The organism is Streptomyces lanatus, from assembly GCF_014655715.1.
GTDB lineage: Bacteria > Actinomycetota > Actinomycetes > Streptomycetales > Streptomycetaceae > Streptomyces > Streptomyces lanatus.
In genome coordinates, this window is sequence record NZ_BNBM01000007.1 from 25,811 (window position 1) to 49,200 (window position 23,390).

At 70.9% G+C, this 23,390-nt stretch carries 20 protein-coding genes and 1 pseudogene; 16 read left to right on the plus strand and 5 right to left on the minus strand.

Annotation, left to right across the window (positions count from 1 at the left end; genetic code table 11):
• Positions 1-65: 65 nt before the first annotated feature.
• Complete coding sequence (locus IE325_RS19760) at positions 66-752, minus strand: SGNH/GDSL hydrolase family protein (RefSeq protein ID WP_190071285.1); 687 nt, start codon at positions 750-752, stop codon at positions 66-68.
• A gap of 104 nt (positions 753-856) precedes the next feature.
• Here IE325_RS19760 and IE325_RS19765 point away from each other — a divergent pair, with 104 nt between their 5' ends.
• Complete coding sequence (locus tag IE325_RS19765; RefSeq protein WP_190071286.1) at positions 857-1,840, plus strand: lactonase family protein; 984 nt, start codon at positions 857-859, stop codon at positions 1,838-1,840.
• A gap of 249 nt (positions 1,841-2,089) precedes the next feature.
• On the opposite strand, the gene IE325_RS19770 is transcribed toward IE325_RS19765, so the two are convergent.
• Positions 2,090-2,872: a TetR/AcrR family transcriptional regulator gene (locus tag IE325_RS19770; RefSeq protein ID WP_190071287.1), complete on the minus strand. Its 783-nt coding sequence runs from the start codon at positions 2,870-2,872 to the stop codon at positions 2,090-2,092.
• 92 nt (positions 2,873-2,964) lie between these two features.
• Here IE325_RS19770 and IE325_RS19775 point away from each other — a divergent pair, with 92 nt between their 5' ends.
• The 7 genes from IE325_RS19775 to IE325_RS19800 all read left to right on the plus strand — a co-directional run bounded on the left by IE325_RS19775 (position 2,965) and on the right by IE325_RS19800 (position 8,766).
• Complete coding sequence (locus IE325_RS19775; protein ID WP_190071288.1) at positions 2,965-3,948, plus strand: ATP-binding cassette domain-containing protein; 984 nt, start codon at positions 2,965-2,967, stop codon at positions 3,946-3,948.
• Positions 3,945-4,772, plus strand: a complete 828-nt coding sequence (locus IE325_RS19780; RefSeq protein WP_190071289.1) for an ABC transporter permease — start codon at positions 3,945-3,947, stop codon at positions 4,770-4,772. The genes IE325_RS19775 and IE325_RS19780 overlap by 4 nt, the downstream gene beginning before the upstream one ends.
• Positions 4,773-4,881: 109 nt before the next feature.
• Positions 4,882-6,390, plus strand: a complete 1,509-nt coding sequence (locus tag IE325_RS19785) for a cellulase family glycosylhydrolase (protein ID WP_190071290.1) — start codon at positions 4,882-4,884, stop codon at positions 6,388-6,390.
• Between the two features lie 129 nt (positions 6,391-6,519).
• On the plus strand, positions 6,520-6,954 hold the full coding sequence (locus IE325_RS46130; RefSeq protein WP_229911888.1) for an RpnC/YadD family protein: 435 nt from the start codon (positions 6,520-6,522) through the stop codon (positions 6,952-6,954).
• An 87-nt stretch (positions 6,955-7,041) separates the two neighbouring features.
• Complete coding sequence (locus IE325_RS46135; RefSeq protein ID WP_229911889.1) at positions 7,042-7,284, plus strand: hypothetical protein; 243 nt, start codon at positions 7,042-7,044, stop codon at positions 7,282-7,284.
• Positions 7,285-7,376: 92 nt separating this feature from the next.
• On the plus strand, positions 7,377-8,345 hold the full coding sequence (locus IE325_RS19795) for an alpha/beta fold hydrolase (RefSeq protein ID WP_229911890.1): 969 nt from the start codon (positions 7,377-7,379) through the stop codon (positions 8,343-8,345).
• Between the two features lie 4 nt (positions 8,346-8,349).
• Entirely contained in the window at positions 8,350-8,766 is a 417-nt protein-coding gene (locus tag IE325_RS19800) for an ankyrin repeat domain-containing protein (protein ID WP_190071291.1), read from the plus strand.
• Positions 8,767-8,879: 113 nt separating this feature from the next.
• Here the strand turns inward: IE325_RS19800 and serC are convergent, their stop codons facing one another.
• Positions 8,880-9,998, minus strand: coding sequence for a phosphoserine transaminase (serC, locus tag IE325_RS19805; protein WP_190071292.1), 1,119 nt, complete (start codon positions 9,996-9,998; stop codon positions 8,880-8,882).
• 253 nt (positions 9,999-10,251) lie between these two features.
• Between serC and IE325_RS47055 the strand changes: the two are divergent.
• The 4 genes and pseudogenes from IE325_RS47055 to IE325_RS19820 all read left to right on the plus strand — a co-directional run.
• A pseudogene (locus tag IE325_RS47055) lies at positions 10,252-11,558 on the plus strand (FAD-binding oxidoreductase); the annotation flags it as partial.
• A 231-nt stretch (positions 11,559-11,789) separates the two neighbouring features.
• The gene (locus tag IE325_RS47060) at positions 11,790-13,064 is read left to right on the plus strand and encodes a (Fe-S)-binding protein (protein ID WP_350895357.1); all 1,275 of its coding nucleotides are present in this window, start codon (positions 11,790-11,792) and stop codon (positions 13,062-13,064) included.
• 125 nt (positions 13,065-13,189) lie between these two features.
• Positions 13,190-14,323 carry a lipid II:glycine glycyltransferase FemX gene (locus IE325_RS19815; RefSeq protein WP_308437669.1) on the plus strand — a complete coding sequence of 378 codons (1,134 nt, stop codon included), beginning with the start codon at positions 13,190-13,192 and terminating at the stop codon, positions 14,321-14,323.
• Between the two features lie 150 nt (positions 14,324-14,473).
• Positions 14,474-15,400 carry an EamA family transporter gene (locus IE325_RS19820; protein ID WP_190071293.1) on the plus strand — a complete coding sequence of 309 codons (927 nt, stop codon included), beginning with the start codon at positions 14,474-14,476 and terminating at the stop codon, positions 15,398-15,400.
• Here IE325_RS19820 and IE325_RS19825 read toward each other — a convergent pair.
• Both IE325_RS19825 and IE325_RS19830 read right to left on the minus strand, forming a co-directional pair.
• Complete coding sequence (locus tag IE325_RS19825; protein ID WP_190071294.1) at positions 15,390-15,989, minus strand: dihydrofolate reductase family protein; 600 nt, start codon at positions 15,987-15,989, stop codon at positions 15,390-15,392. The genes IE325_RS19820 and IE325_RS19825 overlap by 11 nt on opposite strands.
• A gap of 79 nt (positions 15,990-16,068) precedes the next feature.
• Entirely contained in the window at positions 16,069-17,043 is a 975-nt protein-coding gene (locus tag IE325_RS19830; RefSeq protein WP_229911891.1) for a hypothetical protein, read from the minus strand.
• A gap of 261 nt (positions 17,044-17,304) precedes the next feature.
• Between IE325_RS19830 and IE325_RS19835 the strand changes: the two genes are divergently transcribed.
• From IE325_RS19835 to IE325_RS19850, 4 genes are read left to right on the plus strand one after another with little or no spacing between them, the layout of a single operon-like run.
• Positions 17,305-18,099, plus strand: a complete 795-nt coding sequence (locus IE325_RS19835) for a TIGR03084 family metal-binding protein (RefSeq protein WP_190071295.1) — start codon at positions 17,305-17,307, stop codon at positions 18,097-18,099.
• On the plus strand, positions 18,096-19,913 hold the full coding sequence (locus IE325_RS19840) for an acyclic terpene utilization AtuA family protein (RefSeq protein ID WP_190071296.1): 1,818 nt from the start codon (positions 18,096-18,098) through the stop codon (positions 19,911-19,913). Before IE325_RS19835 ends, IE325_RS19840 begins: the two co-directional genes overlap by 4 nt.
• Positions 19,910-21,508: an acyl-CoA carboxylase subunit beta gene (locus tag IE325_RS19845; RefSeq protein ID WP_190071297.1), complete on the plus strand. Its 1,599-nt coding sequence runs from the start codon at positions 19,910-19,912 to the stop codon at positions 21,506-21,508. The genes IE325_RS19840 and IE325_RS19845 overlap by 4 nt, the downstream gene beginning before the upstream one ends.
• 5 nt (positions 21,509-21,513) lie before the next feature.
• On the plus strand, positions 21,514-23,358 hold the full coding sequence (locus IE325_RS19850) for an acetyl/propionyl/methylcrotonyl-CoA carboxylase subunit alpha (protein ID WP_190071298.1): 1,845 nt from the start codon (positions 21,514-21,516) through the stop codon (positions 23,356-23,358).
• Positions 23,359-23,390 lie beyond the last annotated feature (32 nt).

Here is a 23,390-nt window from a genome sequence, read left to right on the forward strand (position 1 = left end):
CCTGCTGGTGCCAGAGACCATCGCGGGGCTCGTGGCCGCCCGCCCCGGCCACGTCCGGGCGCGGGTCAGGCGTAGGCGCATTCGTCGTACGGCTCGCCCAGATCCCAAGCCTGATGCATCGCCTCCGCGAACGCCTCCGCGATCCTGTGCTCACCGCTCGCGTTCGGGTGGGTGCCGTCGTAGGTGTCGAGATGGATGTCGTACGACGGTGGCGGCGACGCCAGCAGCAGTGGCGAGCGGGGCTCGTCCAGGTCGGCGACCGTCTTCGCGAGCAGCTCGTTGAAGCGGGCGACCTCGGCGGCGAAGGGGGCGTCCGACTCGGCGCGCACGTTGGGGATGACGGGCAGGACGACCATCCGGACGCGCGGGTTCGCGGTCCGGGCCTCGGCGACGAACTCCCGTGCGTTGTCCGCCGTCTGCTCGGCGTCCGTGTAGAAGCCCAGGTCGATCAGGCCCAGCGACACCAGCAGCACATCCGCCCGGCACGACCGCACCGCCTCGCCGATCAGCGGCGCCATGTGCAGCCAGCCCTCGCCCCAGCCGGCCAGATGCGCACGGGGGAAGCCCGGGTCGGCGTACTCGTACGACGTGGCCGTGTCGGTGGCCTTGTCGTACAGCGCCTCGCGCGGGCCGACGAGGGCGAAGGGGCCGCCGTACGTCTCGCGCAGGTGCTGCCACAGGCGGTAGCGCCATGTGTGTTCGCCGGCGCTGCCGATGGTCTGGGAGTCGCCGACGGGCATGAACCTGAGCATCCGCTCATGATGGACGATCTCTACCGATCGGTAGGACCGGCCGGGGTGTGAAGCGCACCACGCCCGCCCGCCCGAACGGTCGGGGCGGATGGCAGGCTTGGGCCATGCGCCGACCGCTCGCTGTACTCGCCGGGATCCTGCTCATGGGCATGTCCGCCCTGCCCGCCTCCGCCGCCGACGACGGCGACGAGGGCTTCACGATCAAGGACCCGCGCATCACGGAGTCCAGCGGCCTCGCCGCCTCCCGCCAGCACCCCGGCATCTACTGGACGCACAACGACCAGGACGAGGCGGGCGCCAACCTCTACGCCGTGGACAGCAGGACCGGCGAGACGGTCGCGACGATCACCCTGACCGGCGTGGGCACGCCGCGCGACGTAGAGGCGATTTCGATGGGCCCGAACAACGAACTCTGGGTCGGCGACATCGGCGACAACGACGGAGTGCAGTGGCCGTACGTCTGGCTCTACCGCCTCCCCGAGCCCAAGACCCTCAAGGACCAGAAGATCCGGGCCACGCAGTACGTGGTCAAGTACTCCGACGGCACCCGCGACGCCGAGTCGATGATCGTCCACCCCAAGACCGGCCGGGTCTACATCATCGACAAGCAGGAGGAGGGCGGCCACCTGTACGAGGGCCCGGCCGAGCTCTCCTCCTCGTCTGCGAACGTCTTCAAGCCGACGGTCCCGGTCGACCTGTGGGCCACCGACGCGGCGTTCTCCCCCGACGGCAAGACCCTCGCCGTCCGCGGCTACCTGGGCGGCATCGCCTACGACTGGAACGGCGGCAAGCTCAAACGCCTGGAGCGCATCAGCGTCCCCCTCGGCACCCAGGGCGAGTCCGCCACCTACACCCCCGACGGCACCAAGCTCCTGCTCGGCAGCGAGGGCGCGAACAGCGCGGTGGTCGCCAAGGACGCCCCCGGCGGCGCCGCCTCCTCCTCCGACTCCTCGTCCGGCAACGGCAGTTCCTCCGCCTCGGACGACGGCTCCGGCCTTCCCGAGGGCGAGCTCAAGGTCGGTGCGGTCGCGGTGGTCGTGGTGTGTGTGTTGCTGTTCGGGGTGGGGCGGTTGCGGCGGCGGGGGTGACCACTAGGGTGAACGGCCTCGGACAGCACCGGCCGGCCGGAGGCTGATCGCGGGGGAGGCAGTGACGGAAACCATTCAGGTCGCCCCGTCATCGGCACTGCGCGTGAACCCGGTTCCACGACGCGGCCTTTGACGCAATCCGTGGCCTGAGGGCATCGACAGCGGTGTGTACGTCGCCAGGGACCTGGTGTCCGGCGCGGTCGGCTATGTGCCGAAGATCCGGACACCTCCGCGCTCTGACGAAGCGCGCTACGACTGCTCCTCCGCGCGTCGCGCGACGATGACCTCCAGGCCGTCCAGGATCCGTTGCAACCCGTACTCGAAGTGGTCGAATTCGGGGCCCCAGGTGTTCTCGTCGAGGGAGGCGAGAAGGGGGTAGCGGCCGGAAAGCATGATCTTCTCCAGCATCGGGGCCTGGGCCGTCCAGAACTCCAGGTCCGTCAGCCCGGTGCGGCGCTCCGCCTCCCGCTGGTAGAGCTGGGTGCGCGCGGCGCCCACCACATAGCCGTCGATCATGATGATCGCGGAGACCAGCTCTACATCGGGCAGCCCCATCGGGCGGATCCGCGACAGCACCTTCTCCATGCCGTCCAGGGCGCTCGGGCCGAGGATCGGGCGGGACTGGTTGACCTGGAGCAGCCAGGGGTGGCGGCGGTAGAGATCGAGGGTCGCGCGGCCCATCGCCTCCAGCGCCGAACGCCAGCCGTCGTCGCCGAGGTCGGCCGGGTTCTCGGAGGGGCGCTGGACGCGGTCCAGCATCAGGTCGAGCAGCTCGGCCTTGCCGGGGAGATAGCGGTACAGCGACATGGTGCCGGTGCCCAGTTCGGCGGCGACCCGGCGCATGGAGACCGACTCCAGCCCTTCGGCGTCCGCGACCCGGACGGCCGCTTCCACGATCTGGTCCAGGGTGAGCGTCGGCTTGGGCCCGCGGCTCGGGCGTCGGCCGGTGTCCCACAGCAGCTCCAACGTGCGGACGATATCGCCGCTGCCGCTGGTCTCCGTACCGCTGGTGCCGCCCTTGCCGCTCGTCATGCGTTTCAGCTTAAGTCCTCGCGAAAAAACTGGGTACGCCGTACTCGAAATCGGGTACGCTGTACTCAGTTCACGAGAGGGGGACCCAACCCATGGGTGAAGACGGATACGCGGTGCGGGCCGAGGGACTGGAGAAGCGCTACGGCGAGAAGCGCGCGCTCGACGGTTTCGACCTGGCCGTCCGCGAGGGCACGGTGCACGGCCTCCTGGGGCCGAACGGCGCGGGCAAGACCACCGCCGTACGCATCCTGTCCACGCTGATCAGGCTGGACGGCGGCCGGGCGACGGTGGCGGGCCTGGACGTGGCCCGGCAGGGGCGCGAGGTGCGCGCCCGGATCGGACTCACCGGGCAGTACGCCGCGGTGGACGAGGTGCTCACCGGCCGGCAGAACCTGGAGATGTTCGGCCGGCTCTTCCACCTCGGCGGCAGGCGGGCGAAGTTGCGCGCCATCGAGCTGCTGGAGCAGTTCGACCTGGCCGACGCCGCCGACAAGGGCGTGGGCAAGTACAGCGGTGGTATGCGGCGCCGCCTCGACCTGGCCGCGTCGATGATCCTCGCCCCGGCCGTCCTCTTCCTCGACGAGCCGACGACGGGACTCGACCCGCGCAGCCGCGGCGAAGTCTGGGAATCGGTGAGGGAGTTGGTCGCGGGCGGCACGACCGTACTGCTGACCACGCAGTATCTGGAGGAGGCCGACAAGCTGGCCTCGCACATCACCGTCATCGACCAGGGCCGGTCCATCGCCGACGACACCCCGGACGGACTGAAGAACCTCGTCGGCGGCGACCGTATCGAGGTCGTGGTCGCCGAGCGGTCCGACCTCCCGCAGGTGGCGAAGGTCGTGGCCCGGGTCTCGGACGGCGAACCCGAGACGGACGAGGGCGAGTCCCGGGTGCACGCGCCCGTCATCGACCGGGTGTCCGCCCTGACGGAGGTGGCCCGCACGCTCCAGGACGAGGGCGTCCAGGTCGAGGACATCGGGCTGCGCAGGCCCAGCCTCGACGACGTCTTCCTCCGGCTGACCGGACACCGCACCGAGAAGACCGAGTCCGCCGAGAAGGAGGCCGTCGCATGACCGCCGTAGACCTGACCGTCCCGGCCGAGCGCGGCCGCCTGTACTGGGCCCTGGCCGACGTCTGGAACGTCGTCCGCCGAGGCCTGACCCACTACCAGCGCCAACCGGTCAACATCGCCTGGCAGCTGGGCTTCCCGATCCTCTCCGTCCTGCTCTACGGCTATGTCTTCGGCAGCGCCATGAAGGTCCCCGGCGGCGGGGACTACAAGGACTTCCTGATGCCGGGCATGTTCGTGATGACGATGGCGTTCGGCTTCATCAACACCGCGACGCTCGTCGTCTACGACTCGACGAAGGGCGTCATCGACCGCTTCCGCTCGATGCCGATGGCGTCGTCCGCGGTCGTGGCCGGGCGTGGGATAACCGATCTGCTCGCCGCCTGCGCCGAGTTGGCGATCATGATGCTGACGGCGTTCGCGATGGGCTGGCGCCCCGACGGCGGGCTCGGCTTCCTCGGCGCCTTCGGACTCCTGCTGTGGCTGCGGTTCGCGCTGATCTGGATCGGGGTGTGGCTCGGCCTCCTTGTGCCCAACCCGGAGGCGGCGGGCGGTCTGTTCGCGGTCGCCTTCCCGCTCACGATGATCTCCAGCATCTTCGTCGCGCCCCAGCTGATGCCGGACTGGCTGGGCTGGGTGGCCGCCTGGAACCCGATCTCCTCCACGGCCGCGGCGGCCCGCGAGCTGTTCGGGGTGCCCGCCGGGGCCGTGGCCGGGGACTCCTGGGTGGAGCAGCACGCGATGCTGATGGCGCTCGTATGGCCGGTGATCCTGACGGTGATCTTCCTGCCGCTGGCGGTGCGGAGGTTCCAGAAGCTGAGCCGGTGACGCCGGATGGCTTGACGTGTCCAAGTGACCTGACTTCCATGGGAGGTGAGGGCGGTGGGAGCGCTCCCACTCGGTTCCGGGCCCGCGCCTCCCGAGGAGGAAGCAGGACATGTTCCGCAGCTTGCGAAGAGGGTTGTGTGCGGTGGTGGCGGCGCTGCTGTTACCGCTGGGGGCCTCCGCCGCACAAGCGGCCGAAGCCGAAGCCGGCGCCGGGTACTGGCACACCAGTGGCCGGCAGATCCTGGACGAGGCCGGACAGCCGGTCCGTATCGCCGGGATCAACTGGTTCGGCTTCGAGACCGGCAACCATGTCGTCCACGGCCTGTGGACCCGCGACTACAAGAGCATGCTCGACCAGATGCGTTCGCTGGGCTACAACACCCTCCGCCTCCCCTTCAGCGACGACATCCTCAAACCCGGCACCATGCCCGACAGCATCAACTTCGCCGACGGCAAGAACTCCGATCTGCAAGGGCTGACGTCCTTGCAGGTGCTGGACCGGATCGTGGCGTACGCGGGCCAGGCCGGGCTGAAGATCGTCCTCGACCGGCACCGGCCGGACGCGGGCGGCCAGTCGGCGCTCTGGTACACGGCGTCGGTACCGGAGTCCACCTGGATCGCCAACCTCAAGTCGCTGGCGGCACGCTACGCGGGCGACCCGACCGTCATCGGCATCGACCTGCACAACGAGCCGCACGACCCCGCCTGTTGGGGCTGCGGCGACACGACCCGCGACTGGCGCCTGGCCGCCCAGCGGGCCGGGAACGCGGTTCTGTCCGTCAACCCCCAGCTGCTGATCATGGTCGAGGGCGTCCAGTCGTACGGCGGTGTGAGCGGCTGGTGGGGCGGCAATCTCATGGGCGTCGCCCAGTACCCGGTCCAGTTGGACGTCCCGGGCCGCCTGGTCTACTCGGCCCACGACTACGCGACCAGCGTCGCCCAGCAGCCCTGGTTCACCGACCCGTCCTTCCCCGACAACATGCCCGGCGTCTGGGACCGCTACTGGGGCTACATCTTCAAGCAGAACATCGCCCCCGTCTGGATCGGCGAGTTCGGTACGACGCTCCAGTCGACGGTGGACCAGAAGTGGCTGTCGGCGCTGGTGACGTATCTGCGCTCGACGTCTGCGTACGGCGCGGACTCGTTCCACTGGACGTTCTGGTCCTGGAACCCCAACTCCGGTGACACCGGCGGCATCCTCAAGGACGACTGGACGACGGTGGACACGGTGAAGGACGGCTACCTGTCCAGCATCAAGGCCCCGGGCTTCCCGGGCGGAGGCGGCGGCGACCCGGACCCCGACCCCGGCGAAGACCCGACGACCTGCACCGCCACCTACACCGTCACCAGCGACTGGGGCGGCGGCTTCAACGCCGAGGTGAAGGTGACCAACACCGGCACCACCCCCCTCAACTCCTGGAAGACGACCTGGACCTGGCCCGGCCCCCAGCAGATCACCTCCATGTGGAACGCGTCCCACACCCAGACCGGCACGACAGTGACCGCGTCCAACGCCACGCACAACGGGGCGGTCGGGGCGGGAGGTTCGGTGAGCTTTGGGTTCGGGGGTGCGCCTGGGGGTGGGGGTGTGCCTGCGGTGGCCTGTGCGGCGATGTGAAGGGGAGCGCCCGGTGGGTTCATCGGGCGCTTTCTCATGGCATAGGCCAGCGGAATGTTCACTCGTACGGCTGAGCCTGCCTCGAACGCCTGCGCGTAATGTGTTCGCCACCCGATTACGTTGCGCCACATGGTCAGTTCACCCCATGAAGCGCTGCATCGGATCTTCCGTGCGGACCCCGGACTTTTCGCCCGGCTTCTGCCGCGGGCGGGCATCGGCTTTCCCGAGCACACCGCGATCGAGCCCCTGGACACTGATCTCACCGAGATCAGACCACTCGAGCGCCGGGTGGACAGTCTGTTCCGGGTGCACGCGGCCGGCGAGGAAGGCGGCTTCCTGCTCGCCGTCGAGTCGCAGGGCAAGCCGGACCCGGACAAGCACAACAGCTGGACGTACTACTTGGCCCACATGTACGCCAAGTACCGGCTGCCGCCGTTCCTTAGGTGGTGTGCAAGGACAAGGCAACCGCGTCGTGGGCATCGGAACCGATCCGTATCGGCCGAGGCTTCCACACGAGCATGGTCGTCTTCCCGCTGGTCCTGGGACCTGGGGTCCTACCCGTGATCACCCAGCCGGAGGAAGCGGCCCAGGACCTGGGCGTCGCCGTCTTCTCCGCGCTGGCGCGCCGCCCGTGACTACTGGAGGCATCTGATGGCCACTTACTCCCCGAACTTTCCGGGCAGCAACACGATCGTCGAAGAGTCGTGGAACAAGGGGCGCGCCGAGAGCAAGGCCGAAGACATCCTGCGCATTCTCGGTGTACGCGGAATCGAGGTCTCCGACTCCGTCCGGGAGCGGGTCACGTCCTGCACGGACCTCGGCGTGTTGGGTACCTGGCTCGACCGGTCCCTGAGTGTGACGGACGCTGAGGGGTTGTTCGTCGGGGAGCAGTAGGGCGTGAAGGGTGCGCGGCGCTCGGATGTGTCCAGTGCTGAGAGCGTCGTGCGCCCGCGATCGTGTGTACCGTACAGGCGTATCCTCGCCCCATGGTCGAGCACCGCATGATCGATGTGAACGGGATCCGGCTGCATATAGCGGAAGAGGGCGAGGGTCCGCTCGTCGTGCTGTTGCACGGCTTCCCGGAGTCCTGGCACTCCTGGCGTCATCAGTTCGGCCCGTTGGCGGAGGCCGGGTTCCGGGTGGTTGCGCCGGATCAGCGGGGGTACGGCCGTAGTGATCATCCGGAGAGCGTGGACGCGTACAGCATCCTTCGTCTCGTCGGGGACGTGATCGGGCTCATTCACGCCCTGGGCGAGACGCAGGCGTTCGTCGTCGGGCATGACTGGGGCGCGCCCGTGGCCTGGCACACCGCGCTGCTGCGGCCCGATGTGGTGCGCGGAGTGGTGGGGCTGAGCGTGCCGCCGCCGTTCCGTGGGGAGCGGCCGCCGCTCGTCGCCATGCAGGAGCGGTTCGGGGGGCGGTTCTACTGGAACTACTTCGACCGGCCCGGGGTCGCCGACGCCGAGTTCGCCCTGGACACCCGCACCGCCCTACGCAAGCTGTTCTACTCCGCCTCCGGTGACGCCCCGGACGCCGGACGCCCCGACCAGGCCCTGGTGGCCGACCCGGAGCGGGGCTGGCTCGCGGACATGACCGACCCGGACGTGCTGCCGGACTGGCTCACCGAGGAGGACCTCGACGAGCTCACCGGGAGCTACGCCAAGGGCTTCACCGGAGCCCTGAACTGGTACCGCAACCTCGACCGCAACTGGGAGTTGACCGCCCCCTGGCACGGCGCGGTCGTCAGCCCGCCCGCCCTGTACATGTACGGCGACCGCGACCTGGTCCCGGCCTTCCCCGGCACACCCGAACTCATCGCCCAGCTCCCCCAGTTGATGCCCGACCTCCGCCGCGAGCCGATCCTCCTGCCCGGCTGCGGCCACTGGACCCAGCAGGAGCGGCCCGCCGAAGTGAACTCCGCGCTGGTCGACTTCCTCACCGAGCTGCGACGCTGACGGCGTGAACCGACGACGGCAGAAGAAACTCACCCAGCGGCTGGTGCTCGCCGCGAGCCTTGGTGAAGTCGCCGAGGTACGAGGCTTGTTGCGCTCCGGTGCGCAGGTCACTCCAGCCAACAGGGAAGGCACTACGCCGCTTTACGCCGCGTCCGTGCACGGTGCGGCCGATGTCGTGGGTCTCCTGCTGGAGGCCGGCGCGGGTCCCGACATCGAGAGCGGATACGGCACCGAGGGCACCCCGCTGTGCGCGGCGGCCTGCTGGGGGCACACCGAGACGGTGCGGGTGCTGCTGGAGCACGGCGCCGATCCGGCCCTGCGGGAGGACGACGGAACCGGGAACTCGCCCATGGACTGGGCGCTCGCCGGTCCTCACCCCGATGTGGCCGGGCTGCTGCGGGACGCGGGTGCGGGCGGCTGAGTGGTCTGACGGCACATGGCTGACGGCACACGTCGCACGAAAAGGGGCGCCCCGTACGGCAACGTACAACTGCCGTACGAGGCGCCCCTTCAGCCCTCTGCTGACCTACCGCGTCAGAGCTTCTCGATCACATAGTCGACGCACTTCGTCAGCGCCTCGATGTCCGCCGGGTCGATCGCCGGGAACATCGCCACGCGCAGCTGGTTGCGGCCGAGCTTGCGGTAGGGCTCGGTGTCGACGATGCCGTTGGCGCGCAGGACCTTGGCGACGGCGGCCGCGTCGACCTCGTCCGTGAAGTCGATCGTGCCGATGACCGCCGAGCGCTTCGCGGGGTCGGTGACGAAGGGGTTGGCGTACTTGATGTCCTCGGCCCAGCCGTAGAGCGTGCGCGCGGAGGTGGCCGTGCGGCGGACCGCCCAGTCCAGGCCGCCCTGGCCGTTGATCCACTCCAGCTGCTGGTTCAGGAGGAAGAGGGTGGACAGGGCCGGGGTGTTGTACGTCTGGTTCTTGCGGGAGTTGTCGATCGCCGTGGGGAGGCTGAAGAACTCCGGGATGTGGCGGCCGGACGCGTGGATGCGCTCGGCGCGCTCGATCGCCGCCGGGGAGAAGACGCCGATCCACAGGCCGCCGTCGGAGGCGAAGGACTTCTGCGGGGCGAAGTAGTAGACGTCGGTCTCGGAGACGTCGACCGGGAGGCCGCCGGCGCCCGACGTCGCGTCGACCAGGACCAGCGATCCGGAGTCGGCGCCCGGCACGCGCTTGATCGGCATGGCCACGCCGGTCGAGGTCTCGTTGTGGGTGAAGGCGTACACGTCGACGCCGGCCTCGGCGACCGGCTCCGGGTGCGTGCCCGGGTCGGTGGAGATGACGTCCGGGTCGGCCAGCCAGGGGGCCAGCTTCGCGGCCTTCGCGAACTTCGAGCTGAACTCGCCGAAGGTGAGGTGCTGCGACCTGTTCTCGATCAGGCCGTGCGTCGCGATGTCCCAGAACGCCGTCGAGCCGCCGTTGCCGAGGACGACCTCATAGCCCTCGGGGAGCTGGAACAGCTCGCTGATGCCCTCGCGCACCTGGCCGACCAGGTTCTTGACCGGGGCCTGGCGGTGGGAGGTGCCGAGGAGGGAGGTTCCGGTGGCGGCCAGCGCGTCCAGCGCTTCCGTCCGCACCTTGGAGGGGCCCGCGCCGAAACGTCCGTCGGCGGGCTTGATGTCAGCGGGAATCTGGATCTCAGCCACGACAGGGAGGTTAGCCGGTGGAGGAAACCTGGGTGAAACCTCGTCCGTCGGATGAGACGGCGTTTTGCCTTTCGAGTCGCCCTTCGAGTCGCCCTTCGAGTCGCCCTTCGAGTTGTCCTTGGAGTTGTCCTTCGAGAAGAGGCAGCCCCGGGCGGGCTGATTGAGTGGACGCATGTCGGAACTTGAGACGGAGCTGCGCAAGGCCGTCCGGGGCGAGGTCGCTTTCGACGTCACCTCTCGGGCGCTGACGACGATGGACGCGTCCAACTATCGACGCGTCCCCCTGGGTGTGGTCGCACCACATGGTGCCGACGACATCGCCGCAGTGCTGGAGGTGTGTCGGGACCATATGGTGCCGGTGGTGGCACGGGGCGGCGGCACATCGATCGCCGGGCAGGCCACCGGTACCGGCATCGTCCTGGACTTCACCCGCCATATGAACCGGCTCGTCTCGCTGGACCCGGACACCCGCACCGCCGTCGTCCAGCCCGGCCTCGTCCTGGACCGCCTCCAGGACGCCGCCGCCCCGCACGGGCTCCGCTTCGGCCCCGACCCCTCCACCCACAGCCGCTGCACGCTCGGCGGAATGATCGGCAACAACTCCTGCGGCTCGCATTCGGTGGCGTGGGGGACCACCGCCGACAGCGTGCGGGAACTGGACGTCATCAGCGGACGCGGGGAGCGGCTGCGGCTCGGGCAGGGGTGGGCCGGTGCGCCGGAGGGGCTGCGGGAACTGGTCGACGGGGAGCTGGCGCGGCTGCGGACCGGATTCCCCGAGCTGCCGCGCCGTATCTCCGGGTACGCCCTCGACGCCCTGCTGCCGGAGAAGGGCGCCGACGTCGCCCGTTCCTTCTGCGGCAGCGAGGGCACCCTCGGCATCCTCACCGAGGCGGTCGTACGCCTCGTCGAGGCGCCACGCGCGCGTGCGCTCGCCGTGCTGGGGTACGGCGACGAGAGCGCGGCCGCGGAGGCGGCTGCCGGGCTGCTGCCGTACGGGCCGCTGACCGTGGAGGGCATGGCGGCCGACCTGGTGTCCTCGGCGGACGTGCTGCCCCGGGGCGGAGCCTGGCTGTTCGTGGAGACGGGCGGGGAGTCGGAGAGCGAGGCACGCGCGCGTGCGGAGGCGATCGTGCGGGGCGCCGCCGACGACGTCGTCGGGTCGATGGTCGTCACCGACCCGGGCGGGCAGCGGGCCCTGTGGCGCATCCGGGAGGACGCCAGCGGTACGGCGACCCGGATGCCGGACGGCAGCGAGGCCTGGCCCGGCTGGGAGGACTGCGCGGTGCCCCCGCAGCGGCTCGGGGCGTATCTGCGGGACTTCCGGGCGCTGCTGACCGCGCACGGGCTGCGCGGGACGCCGTACGGGCACTTCGGGGACGGCTGCATCCACGTCCGTATCGACTTCGACCTGCTGACGGAGCCGGGCGTCGCCCGTTTCCGGCGCTTCTCGGAGGAGCTCGCCGAGGTCGTCGTGGCGCACGGGGGGCGCTGTCCGGGGAGCACGGGGACGGGCAGGCGCGGACCGAGCTGCTGCCGAAGATGTACGGGGACGAGATGGTCGCTCTCTTCGAGCGGGCCAAGGGGGTGTGGGACCCGGACGACCTGCTCAACCCGGGGATGCTGGTACGCCCGGCCCCGCTCGACACCAACCTCCGCTTCTCGGTCCTGCCCCGGCAGCCCGTGGACGTCGCCTTCGGCTACCCGGCCGACGGCGGGGACTTCTCGGCCGCCGTACGGCGCTGTGTCGGGGTCGCCAAGTGCCGTACGACATCGACGACCGGCCCCGCCGTCATGTGCCCGTCGTTCCGGGCGACCGGCGAGGAGGAGCACTCCACGCGCGGGCGTGCCCGGCTGCTGCACGAGATGCTCGCCGGGGAACTGGTGACCGACGGATGGCGTTCGACCGAGGTGCGTGACGCGCTGGACCTGTGCCTCGCCTGCAAGGGCTGCCGGTCCGACTGTCCGGTCGAGGTCGACATGGCCACGTACAAGGCGGAGTTCCTGCACCACCACTACGAGGGACGGCGCCGCCCGGCCGCGCACCACAGCATGGGCCGGCTGCCCGAGTGGCTGCGGCTCGTGGCACGCACGCGTACCGCGTCGTCGGTCAACGCCCTTGCCGCTGTACGGCCCCTTGCGTGGGTCGCGAAACGGCTCGGCGGGATCGCCCCCGAGCGCGACATCCCACGGCTGGCTACGCGGACGTTCAGCCGGTGGTGGGAGCGCCGGGAGAGGGCGGTCGCCGGGGACGGTGAGCTGGTCATCCTGTGGCCGGACACCTTCACCGAGCACCTCTCGCCGTCCGTGGGGCGGGCGGCCGTACACGTGCTGGAGGCGGCCGGGCTGCGGGTGGCGCTGCCGCCGACGCTGCGTATGCGCCGGTCGGCGGGCGGCGAGGGAGTGGCTGTCGCCATGGATCCGAAGTCCGTCCTGCGCGGCCGGGAACGCGTCTGCTGCGGGCTGACATACGTCTCCACCGGCCAGCTCGACCGCGCCCGCGCGGTGCTACGGCGCACGCTCGACCTCATGGAGCCGGTGCTGGAGACGGCCGCGCCGGTCGTCGTGCTCGAACCGAGCTGCGCGGCGGCCCTGCGCTCCGACCTGCCGGAACTGCTGCATGACGACCCCCGGGCCCAGCGCCTCGCCGACCGCGTCCTGACCTTCGCCGAAGCACTGGAACGACACGCTCCGCACTGGACGCCGCCCCACGTGGACCGTCCGGTGGTCGGGCAGACGCACTGTCATCAGCACGCGGTACTGGGCGACACGGCCGACCGCCGACTGCGCGAGGCCGCGGGCCTGTCCGGCGACCTGAGCGGCGGCTGCTGCGGCCTCGCGGGCAACTTCGGCTTCGAGAAGGGGCACTTCGAGGTGTCGGTGGCCTGCGCGGAGGAGCAGTTGCTGCCGGCGGTGCGGGGAGCGGGGGAGGGGGCGGTGGTGCTGGCGGACGGTTTCTCCTGCCGGACGCAGCTGGAGCAGTTGGCGGGGGTGCGGGGGTGGCATTTGGCGGAGGTGTTGGCGGGTGGGCTTGGGGCGGAGGATGGGCTCGGGTCGGCGGACGAATGACCGGGGTCCTGGCCAGCCTCACGGCCACCGGGGTGAGGCTCCACCCCCGGTGCCTCCCGGTGCGCTTCGGCCGCGTGGCGGCTTCGTAGGCTGGCCGGACCTGCCACCCGCAAGGAGTCCCGCCCGTGACCCAGCCGCCCCTGCGTCTTCAGTCCCTCACCCGCGAGCAGCATCTCGCCTTCGTCGCGGCCCGGCCGTCCGCCAGCCATATGCAGCTCCCTTCCTGGGGTGAGGTGAAGCCGGACTGGACGGCGGAGAGCCTGGGCTGGTTCGACGGGGAGGGGCAGTTGGTGGGGGCGGCGCTCGTGCTCTACCGTCCGCTGCCGAGGCTGAAGCGGTACCTGGCGTATCTCCCGGAGGGGCCGGTCATCGACTGGCACGCCCCCGACCTCGCCGAACGCTGGCTCGCGCCGATGCTCGCGCACCTCAAGGCCAAGGGCGCCTTCTCCGTGAAGATGGGCCCGCCCGTGGTCACCCGCCGCTGGAGCCCGGACGCGGTGAAGGCGGCCATCGCCGACCCGGCCGCCCGGCGGCTGCGGGACGCGGAGCCCACGTCGTACGAACCCGGCGCCCAGGACATCGCCGAACGGCTGCGGCGCTCCGGCTGGCGGCAGACCGAGCCCGGCGGCGAGGACGGCTTCGCGGCCGGACAGCCGCGCTACGTCTGCCAGGTGCCGTTCGCCGGACGGACCCTGGACGACATCCAGCGCGGCCTCAACCAGCAGTGGCGGCGCAACATCAAGAAGGCCGAGAAGGCGGGCGTCAAGGTCGTGCAGGGCGGTTACGACGACCTGCCCGTCTTCTACGACCTCTACGCCGAGACCGCCGAGCGCGACCGCTTCATCCCGCGCCCGCTGCCGTACTTCCAGCGCATGTGGACCGCGCTCACCGCCGAGCACCCCGACCGGATGCGGCTCTATCTCGCCCACCACGACGGCGACACCCTGGCCGCCGCCACCATGCTGACCGTGGGCGAACATGTCTGGTACTCCTATGGCGCCTCCACCAGCCGTAAGCGCGAGGTGCAGCCCAACAACGCCATGCAGTGGCGGATGATGTGCGACGCGCACACACTGGGCGCCGCCGTCTACGACTTCCGCGGCATCACCGACACCCTCGAGGAGTCCAACCACCTGCTGGGCCTGCTGCGGTTCAAGGTGGGCGCCGGCGGTGAGGCCGTCGAGTACCTGGGGGAGTGGGACTTCCCGCTGAACCGGATGCTGCACAAGGCGCTGGATCTGTACATGGCGCGCCGATAGTCCTCCCTTAGGAACAGGTCCTAGGAATACGTCCCCGTCCACACTCTGGGACAGTGGCATAACGGGTTCACACACCTGACGTAGTCCACTACTCTGGACTCGAAAGTGCAGCACGCTGAACGAACCCCGCGCCGAACCCCAGGAACGCCCGTGACCACCACGTCCTCACAGACCCACGCCGTGCCCGATTCGACGGTCGGCGCCCCGGGCGGCCGGTGGGGCTCGCTCGGTCCCGTCGGCCTGGTGCTCGCCGGAGGCATCTCGGTGCAGTTCGGCGGCGCCCTCGCCGTGAGCCTGATGCCGCGGGCCGGTGCCCTCGGAGTGGTGGCGCTGCGGCTGCTGGTGGCCGCGGTCGTGCTGCTGGTGGTCTGCCGGCCCCGGCTGCGCGGCCACTCCCGCACCGACTGGGGCACGGTGATCGTCTTCGGTGTCACCATGGCCGCGATGAACGGCCTCTTCTACCAGTCGGTCGCCCGCATCCCGCTGGGCCCCGCGGTCACCCTGGAGGTCCTCGGCCCGCTCGCCCTCTCCGTCCTGTCGTCCCGGCGCGCGATCAATTTCGTCTGGGCCGGATTCGCGCTCGCGGGGGTCTTCCTCCTCGGCGCCGGAGGCTTCGACAGCCTCGACCCCATAGGTGTCGCCTTTGCCCTGGCGGCCGGCGCCATGTGGGCGGCCTACATAGTCTTCAGCGCCCGTACGGGCCGACGCTTCCCCCAGGCCGACGGGCTCGCGCTCGCCATGGCGGTGGGGGCCGTACTGTTCCTGCCCCTGGGCATCGTCGAGTCGGGTACGAAGCTCATCAACCCCGTGACCATTGCCCTGGGTGCGGCCGTGGCGATCCTCTCCTCGGTCCTCCCCTACACGCTTGAACTCCTCGCCCTGCGCCGCCTGCCCGCGGCGACCTTCGCCATCCTGATGAGCCTGGAACCGGCGGTCGCCGCTACAGCCGGTTTCCTCGTCCTGGACCAGGCGCTCTCCGCGCTGCAGGCCCTCGCCATCGCTCTGGTCATCGTGGCGAGCATGGGGGCGGTGCGGACCCAGGTGGGGCGGGGGCGGGCGAAGGCCGTCACCGGTTGAGGCGGGCAGCGCTCCGGGGCGCGGCCTGGCGCACCACGCGGTGGCGGAGGTACACGACCCGCGAGTTGAAGGTGCGGGTCTCGACGAGTTCGAGATCGACCCGGCGCTCATGCCGCGGGAAGTACGGGATGCCGCCGCCGACCAGCACCGGGTAGACCATCGTGCGGTACTCGTCGATCAGCCCCGCTGCGGCCGCCTCGGCGGCGAGAGTCGCACCGCCGATCGCGATCTCGCCCTCCCCGGGCTCGGCCCGCAGCCGCTCGATCTCCTCCGCCACGCCGCCGGAGGCCAGGCGGGCATTGCCCCGCACCTCCGACAGCGTGGTGGAGAACACCACCTTCGGGAGCGGCTTCCAGAGCGCGGTCCATTCGAGTTCGGCCTTGCCGAGCGCCGGATCCTGGTCGGCGGTCTCCCAGTACAGCATCGTCTCGTACAGCCGCCGTCCCATCAGATGGACGTCGACGTCCCGAATGTCGTCGATCCAGAAGCGGAACACATCCGCGTCGGGCACCGTCCAGCCGAAGTCGCCGTCCGGTCCGACGATATAGCCGTCGAGTGAGACGCTCATCGAGTACGTCACGCTGCGCATCAGGAGTCCTCCTCGGTGCGGGGGGTCGACTGTAAGACCGTCGGACGCCGGAGAACTCATCGCGACTCGCGGGACCGGTTCAGCGCATCAGCAGATCCCGGACGACCAGCCCGTGCCTGGTGCGCAGACGGCGCAGTTCCCACAGGCCCACCGCGGTCACGGAGGCCGGGGCGCCGAGCACGAGCAGGAGCCGGACCGGTACCGGCACGCCCGCGTAGGCGTCCGTGAACAGGTCGACCAGGGCCATCTCCCACACCAGCGTCATGGCGAGCAGCGGCGGCATCGTCTCGTGGATGTCGGCGGTGCGGAAGACATGCGTGAGCGCCAGGCCGATGCCCCAGGCGATGAACGGCAGCAGCCATACGAAGATGATCACGAAGACGAGGGCCGTGACGACGGTCATCGCCGGGTTGGTCGCGAAACGGCCCTCGGCGAAGCCGGTGAGCACGATCAGCGGGAACACGGCCACCGAGGCGATCAGCGCCACGATCGCGCCGAAACACTTGGCCGCCCGGCGCAGCAGCTCCCGCCGGGCCGTGTCCGGCACCAGGGCGAGCAGGACGCCCACGGCGACCGGGAACGTCACGGACAGCATCAGGACACTGATCCAGGACTGGTCGGCGCGTGCCTGGGCGGCGTCACCGATCGAGTTCGCGATCTTGTATGTGGTCGACATCCACACCGCCGCGGCCACACCCACCCAGGTGCGGATCTTCTGCGTGCGGGCCACCACGGGGTCCTCGACGATGCCCGGCCTCGACGGCTTGAACACCCTGCGCGCGACGTGGATGGGGCTGATGCGGCGCAACAGCCGCGCGAGGGGCCCGGGATCCGGCTGCGGCATCGGGTACGGCGGCTGGGGGTGGGGCGGATACGGCTGCGGCGGGTAGGGCTGCGGCGGGTACGGCTGGGGTGTGTATGGGTGCGGGACCTGGGGCGGGTGGCCAGCGCCCGGCGGTGCGGGCTGGGGCGGGTACGGTCCGGGCTGCGGCGGATACGGCTGCCGGGTGTTCGGGTCGTAAGGCGGTTGCCCGCCCGGGTTCCAGTTGCTCATCGTCCTGTGTCCCCCGATGTGTGAGCAGTGAGCGTGCGCGTGCGTGCGTGTGCGTATGCGTGTTGCCGATGCGGCAGGGCGCGACGGCTGAGTGTATTGATCGCACACCACTCCGGAACCCTTCCCCCGGCGCTCCTCGGTGAACAGTTCCCGATTAATGCAAGCACGCTTGCTTGTTTTTTCCCGCGGTGCCATGCTCCTCCCCGAGCCGCACCACCCCGCACCAGCCCGCACACCGCCGTGCCCCGAGGGGAGCGCACCGTGTCCGATCCGACGCCCGTGTTCGACGATCTGCGCGAGGAGAGCGAGGAACTCGACCGGCTGGTGGCCGAGTTGAGCCCCGAGCAGTGGGCGCTCGCCACCCCGGCGCCCGGCTGGAGCGTCGCCCACCAGATCGCGCACCTCGCCTGGACGGACCACTCGGCGCTGCTGGCGGTGACCGACGTGGACGCCTTCCACACACTGGTGGAGAAGGCGCTGGTGACACCGGGGTCCTTCGTCGACGTGGGGGCCGAGGAGGGGGCCCGGCGGCCGCCCGCCGAATTGCTGGCGGATTGGCGGGCGGGCAGGGCCGCTCTCGACACCGCGTTGCGCGAGGCCCCGCCCGGAGCCAAGGTCCCCTGGTACGGCCCGCCCATGTCCACCGCCTCCATGGCCACGGCCCGACTTATGGAGACCTGGGCCCACGGTCTGGATGTCGCTGACGCACTCGGTGTGGTGCGCGCACCCACCGACCGGCTCAGACATGTGGTGTGGATCGGTGTGCGGACACGGGACTTCGCATTCGGGGTACATGGGCTCCCGGCACCGCTCGACGACTTCCGTCTGGAACTCGTAGCGCCTTCCGGAGAGTTGTGGACCTACGGCCCCGAGGACGCGACGCAGCGGGTCACCGGCCCGGCGTTCGACTTCTGCCTCCTGGTCACCCAGCGCGCCCACCGCTCCGACCTGGCGCTGCACGCCGAGGGCCCCGACGCCGACCGCTGGTTCGACATCGCCCAGGTCTTCGCGGGCCCACCCGGCGAGGGCCGCGCGCCGAAGGCAGCGGCGCGGTGACGCCCACACCCCGGCCGTCACCGGAACCCGCGCCCCGCACGCTGCGGATCGGCAACGCCTCCGGCTTCTACGGCGACCGCTTCGACGCGATGCGCGAGATGCTCACCGGCGGTGAACTGGACGTCCTCACCGGCGACTACCTCGCCGAGCTCACCATGCTGATCCTCGGCCGCGACCGCCTGAAGGACCCCGGCGCCGGATACGCCCGCACCTTCCTGCGCCAGCTGGAGGAATGCCTCGGGCTCGCCCAGGAGCGGGGCGTGCGGATCGTCAGCAACGCGGGCGGCCTCAACCCGGCCGGACTGGCCGACGCCGTGCGGGCGTTGGCCGACCGGCTCGGCATCCCCGTCCGGGTCGCCCATGTCGAGGGCGACGACCTCACGGCCGCCCACCCGGGCAGCCTCGCCGCCCACGCCTACCTCGGCGGGTTCGGCATCGCGGCCTGTCTGCGCGAGGGCGCCGATGTCGTCGTCACCGGGCGGGTGACGGACGCTGCCCTGGTCACCGGGCCCGCCGCCGCCCACTTCGGATGGGGGCCCGGCGACCATGACCGGCTCGCGGGTGCTGTGGTCGCCGGACATGTGCTGGAGTGCGGGGCACAGGCGACCGGCGGCAACTACGCCTTCTTCCACGAGGAGGGCCGCTCCCTCGACGTACTCCGCCGCCCCGGCTTCCCGCTCGCCGAGCTCCACGAGGACGGCACCTGCGTCATCACCAAACACCCCGGCACCGGCGGCTTTGTCGACGTCGGCACGGTCACGGCCCAGCTGCTGTACGAGACGGCGGGCGCCCGGTACGCGGGACCCGACGTCACCGCCCGCCTGGACACCGTACGGCTCACCCAGGACGGCCCCGACCGCGTCCGGATCGAGGGCGTACGGGGAGAGGCCCCGCCCCCGACCCTCAAGGTCGGCGTCAACCGCCTCGGCGGCTTCCGGGGCGAGGTCGCCTTCGTGCTCACCGGCCTCGACATCGAGGCCAAGGCCGGCCTCGTACGGGAGCAGATGACGGACGCGCTCGCCAAGTCACCGCCCGCCGAGGTGCGTTGGGACCTGGTGCGCACCGACCGGCCCGACGCGCCGAGCGAGGAGACGGCGAGCGCGCTGCTGCGGCTGGTCGTGCGCGACAAGGACCAGGAGACCGTCGGGCGGGCCCTGGGCGGGGCCGCGGTGGAGCTGGCGCTCGCCAGTTACCCCGGCTTCCATGTGCTGGCGCCACCCGGAAAGGGCTCGCCCTATGGGGTCTTCGAGGATGTGTACGTCCCCCATGGCGCCGTCGACCATATGGCCGTCCTCCATGACGGACGCCGGATCCCCGTGCCTCCGGCCCATGTGTCCTCGGGCCATGTGGCGCCGGCCCATGTGCCCACAGCCCATATGGCTCCGACCCCTGCGTCCCCGGCCCACGTGTCCCCGGCCCACATCACCGCCGTACTCGACGAGGTCCCCGAGCCGCCGCTGCCGGAGCCGTTGCCCGCAGGCCCCGCCCGGCGTGCCCCCCTCGGTCGTGTCGCCGGTGCCCGTAGTGGGGACAAGGGCGGGAACGCCAATGTCGGTGTCTGGGTGCGTACGGACGACGCCTGGCGGTGGCTCGCGCATGAGCTGACCGCCGAGCGGTTCCGGCAGCTGATCCCCGAGAGCCGTGAACTGAAGGTCACCCGGCACCTCCTGCCCCGCCTCCGTGCCCTCAACTTCGTCGTCGAGGGCATCCTCGGCGAGGGCGTCGCCGCTCAGCACCGCTTCGACCCGCAGGCCAAGGCCCTCGGCGAATGGCTGCGCAGCCGCCACCTCGACATCCCGGAGATCCTCCTGTGACCGTCCTCGCCTCCGCCCTGGACCCGAAGAGCCCCGAATACGAGGTCAATCGCGAGGCCATGCTCGGCAAGCTCGCCGACCTCGACGCCGAGCACGCCAAGGCCCTCGCCGGGGGCGGCCCCAAGTACGTCGAGCGGCATCGGGGGCGCGGCAAGCTGCTCGCCCGGGAGCGCGTAGAGCTGCTCCTCGACCCGGACACGCCGTTCCTGGAGCTGTCCCCGCTGGCCGCCTGGGGCAGCGACTACGCGGTCGGCGCGTCCCTGGTCACCGGGATCGGGGTCGTGGAGGGCGTGGAGTGCCTGATCACGGCCAACGACCCGACCGTGCGCGGCGGGGCGAGCAATCCCTGGTCGCTGAAGAAGGCCCTGCGCGCCAACGACATCGCGCTCGCCAACCGGCTGCCCTGTATCAACCTCGTCGAGTCCGGCGGCGCCGATCTCCCCTCCCAGAAGGAGATCTTCATCCCCGGGGGCGCCATCTTCCGGGATCTGACACGGCTGTCCGCGGCTGGCATCCCGACCATCGCGGTCGTCTTCGGCAATTCGACGGCCGGTGGCGCGTACGTCCCGGGCATGTCCGACCACGTGATCATGGTCAAGGAGCGCGCCAAGGTGTTCCTCGGCGGCCCGCCCCTGGTGAAGATGGCCACCGGCGAGGAGAGCGACGACGAGTCGCTGGGCGGCGCCGGGATGCACGCGCGCGTGTCGGGTCTCGCCGACTACTTCGCCGTGGACGAACCGGACGCCCTGCGGCAGGCGCGGCGCGTGGTCGCCCGCCTCAACCACCGCAAGGCGTACGGCGACCCGGGCCCGGCCGAGCCGCCCAAGTACGACGCCGACGAGCTGCTCGGCATCGTGCCGGGCGATCTGCGCACCCCCTTCGACCCGCGCGAGGTCGTCGCCCGGATCGTCGACGGCTCCGACTTCGACGAGTTCAAGCCGATGTACGGGACCAGCCTGGTGACGGGCTGGGCGGCGCTGCACGGCTATCCGGTGGGCGTGCTGGCGAACGCCCAGGGGGTCCTGTTCAGCGAGGAGTCCCAGAAGGCGGCCCAGTTCATCCAGCTGGCCAACCAGCGCGACATCCCTCTGCTGTTCCTGCACAACACCACCGGCTACATGGTGGGCAGCCAGTACGAGCAGGGCGGCATCATCAAGCACGGCGCGATGATGATCAACGCGGTCAGCAACAGCCGCGTGCCCCATCTCTCCGTCCTCATGGGCGCGTCCTACGGCGCGGGCCACTACGGCATGTGCGGCCGCGCCTACGACCCCCGCTTCCTGTTCGCCTGGCCCAGCGCCAAGTCGGCCGTCATGGGCCCCCAGCAGCTCGCCGGTGTCCTGTCGATCGTGGCCCGGCAGTCGGCGGCGGCGAAGGGACAGCCGTACGACGAGGAGGGGGACGCGGCGCTGCGCGCCATGGTGGAGCAGCAGATCGAGTCGGAGTCGCTGCCCATGTTCCTGTCCGGGCGGCTGTACGACGACGGCGTCATAGATCCCCGCGACACCCGCACGGTCCTCGGTATGTGCCTGTCCGCCATCCACACGGCGCCCTATGAGGGTGCGCGCGGTGGCTTCGGCGTCTTCCGGATGTGAGGCTGATGATTTCGACTCTGCTGGTCGCCAACCGGGGCGAGATCGCCTGCCGGATCTTCCGCACCTGCGGTGAGTTGGGAATCCGGACGGTCGCCGTGTACTCGGACGCCGACGCGAACGCCCTCCACACGCGTGTGGCCGACGCCGCCGTACGGCTGCCTGGAGCGGCGCCCGCCGACACCTACCTGGACGCCGGGCTGATCGTGAAGGCGGCGGTGGCGGCCGGCGCGGACGCCGTGCACCCCGGCTACGGCTTCCTCTCGGAGAACGCCGACTTCGCGCGCGCCGTCCTCGACGCCGGGCTCGTCTGGGTCGGGCCGCCCCCGGAGGCCATCGAGGCGATGGCGTCCAAGACCCGCGCGAAGGAGCTGATGGGTCTCGCCTCCCTGGGCGAGGTCACCGAGGCCGATCTCCCGGTGCTGGTCAAGGCGGCCGCGGGCGGCGGAGGGCGCGGGATGCGCATCGTGCGCCGGATGGACGAGCTGGACGCCGCCCTGGAGAGCGCGCGCGCCGAAGCCGCCAGTGCCTTCGGGGACGGCGAGGTGTTCGTCGAGCCGTACATCGAGAACGGCCGCCATGTCGAGGTGCAGATCCTCGCCGACACCCACGGCACGGTCCGGGCCCTCGGCACCCGCGACTGCTCCCTGCAACGCCGCCACCAGAAGGTCATCGAGGAGTCCCCGGCCCCCGGACTCTCCGAGCGGCTCACCGCCGAACTCCACACGCTGGCCGTACGCGCCGCCCGAGCCGTCGACTACGTGGGCGCAGGCACCGTCGAGTTCCTGGTCGCCGGCGACAAGGCGCACTTCCTGGAGATGAACACCCGCCTCCAGGTCGAACACCCCGTGACGGAAGCCGTGTTCGGCATCGACCTGGTCGCGGAACAACTCCGCGTCGCCGAAGGCCACGCCCTCGCCGACGAGGCGCCACACGCGCGTGGCCATGCCGTCGAGGCCCGCCTCTACGCCGAGGACCCGGCCCACGACTGGGCCCCGCAGACCGGCACCCTGCACCGGTTCGCCGTACCCGAGGGCGTCCGGCTCGACACCGGCTTCACCGACGGCGACGAGATCGGCGTCCACTACGACCCGATGCTCGCCAAGCTCGTCGCCCACGCACCCACCCGCGCGGCCGCCATCCGCAAGCTCGCCGGCGCCCTGGAACGGGCCACGCTCCACGGCCCGCCCACCAACCGGGACCTCCTCGTACGCTCCCTGCGCCACGAGGAGTTCGCCGCCGCCCGCATGGACACGGGCTTCTACGACCGCCACCTCACCGACCTGACCGAACCCGCACCGGACCCGTACGCCCCCCTGGCCGCGGCCCTCGCCGACGCCCACGGCCGCTCCCGCTTCGGCGGCTGGCGCAACGTGCCGTCACAGCCCCAGGTCAAGCGGTACGCGAGGGCGGGCGAGGAGACCGAGGTCCGCTATCGGTACACCCGCGCGGGAGGCCTGGAGGCCGACGGGGTGCGCGTCCTGCACGCCGACGCGGGTCGTGTCGTACTCGAAGTGGACGGCGTACGAAGGAACTTCGAGGTCGCGAGGTACGGCGACGAGATCCACGTGAACACCACCCGCCTGACCGCACTGCCCCGCTTCCCGGACCCGACGACCCAGCACGCCCCGGGGTCCCTGCTCGCGCCGATGCCGGGGACGGTCGTACGGGTCGCCGAGGGACTGGCCGTAGGAGCGGCTGTGCGGGCCGGAGAGCCGCTGCTGTGGCTGGAGGCGATGAAGATGGAGCACAAGGTCACAGCGCCGGGCACAGGCACGCTGACGGCTCTGCACGCCGCCCCTGGCCAACAGGTGACGGTCGGCGCATTGCTGGCGGTAGTGCAAGAGGCCTAGGTCCGCCGGGAACCGCGCGACCAGCCACAACG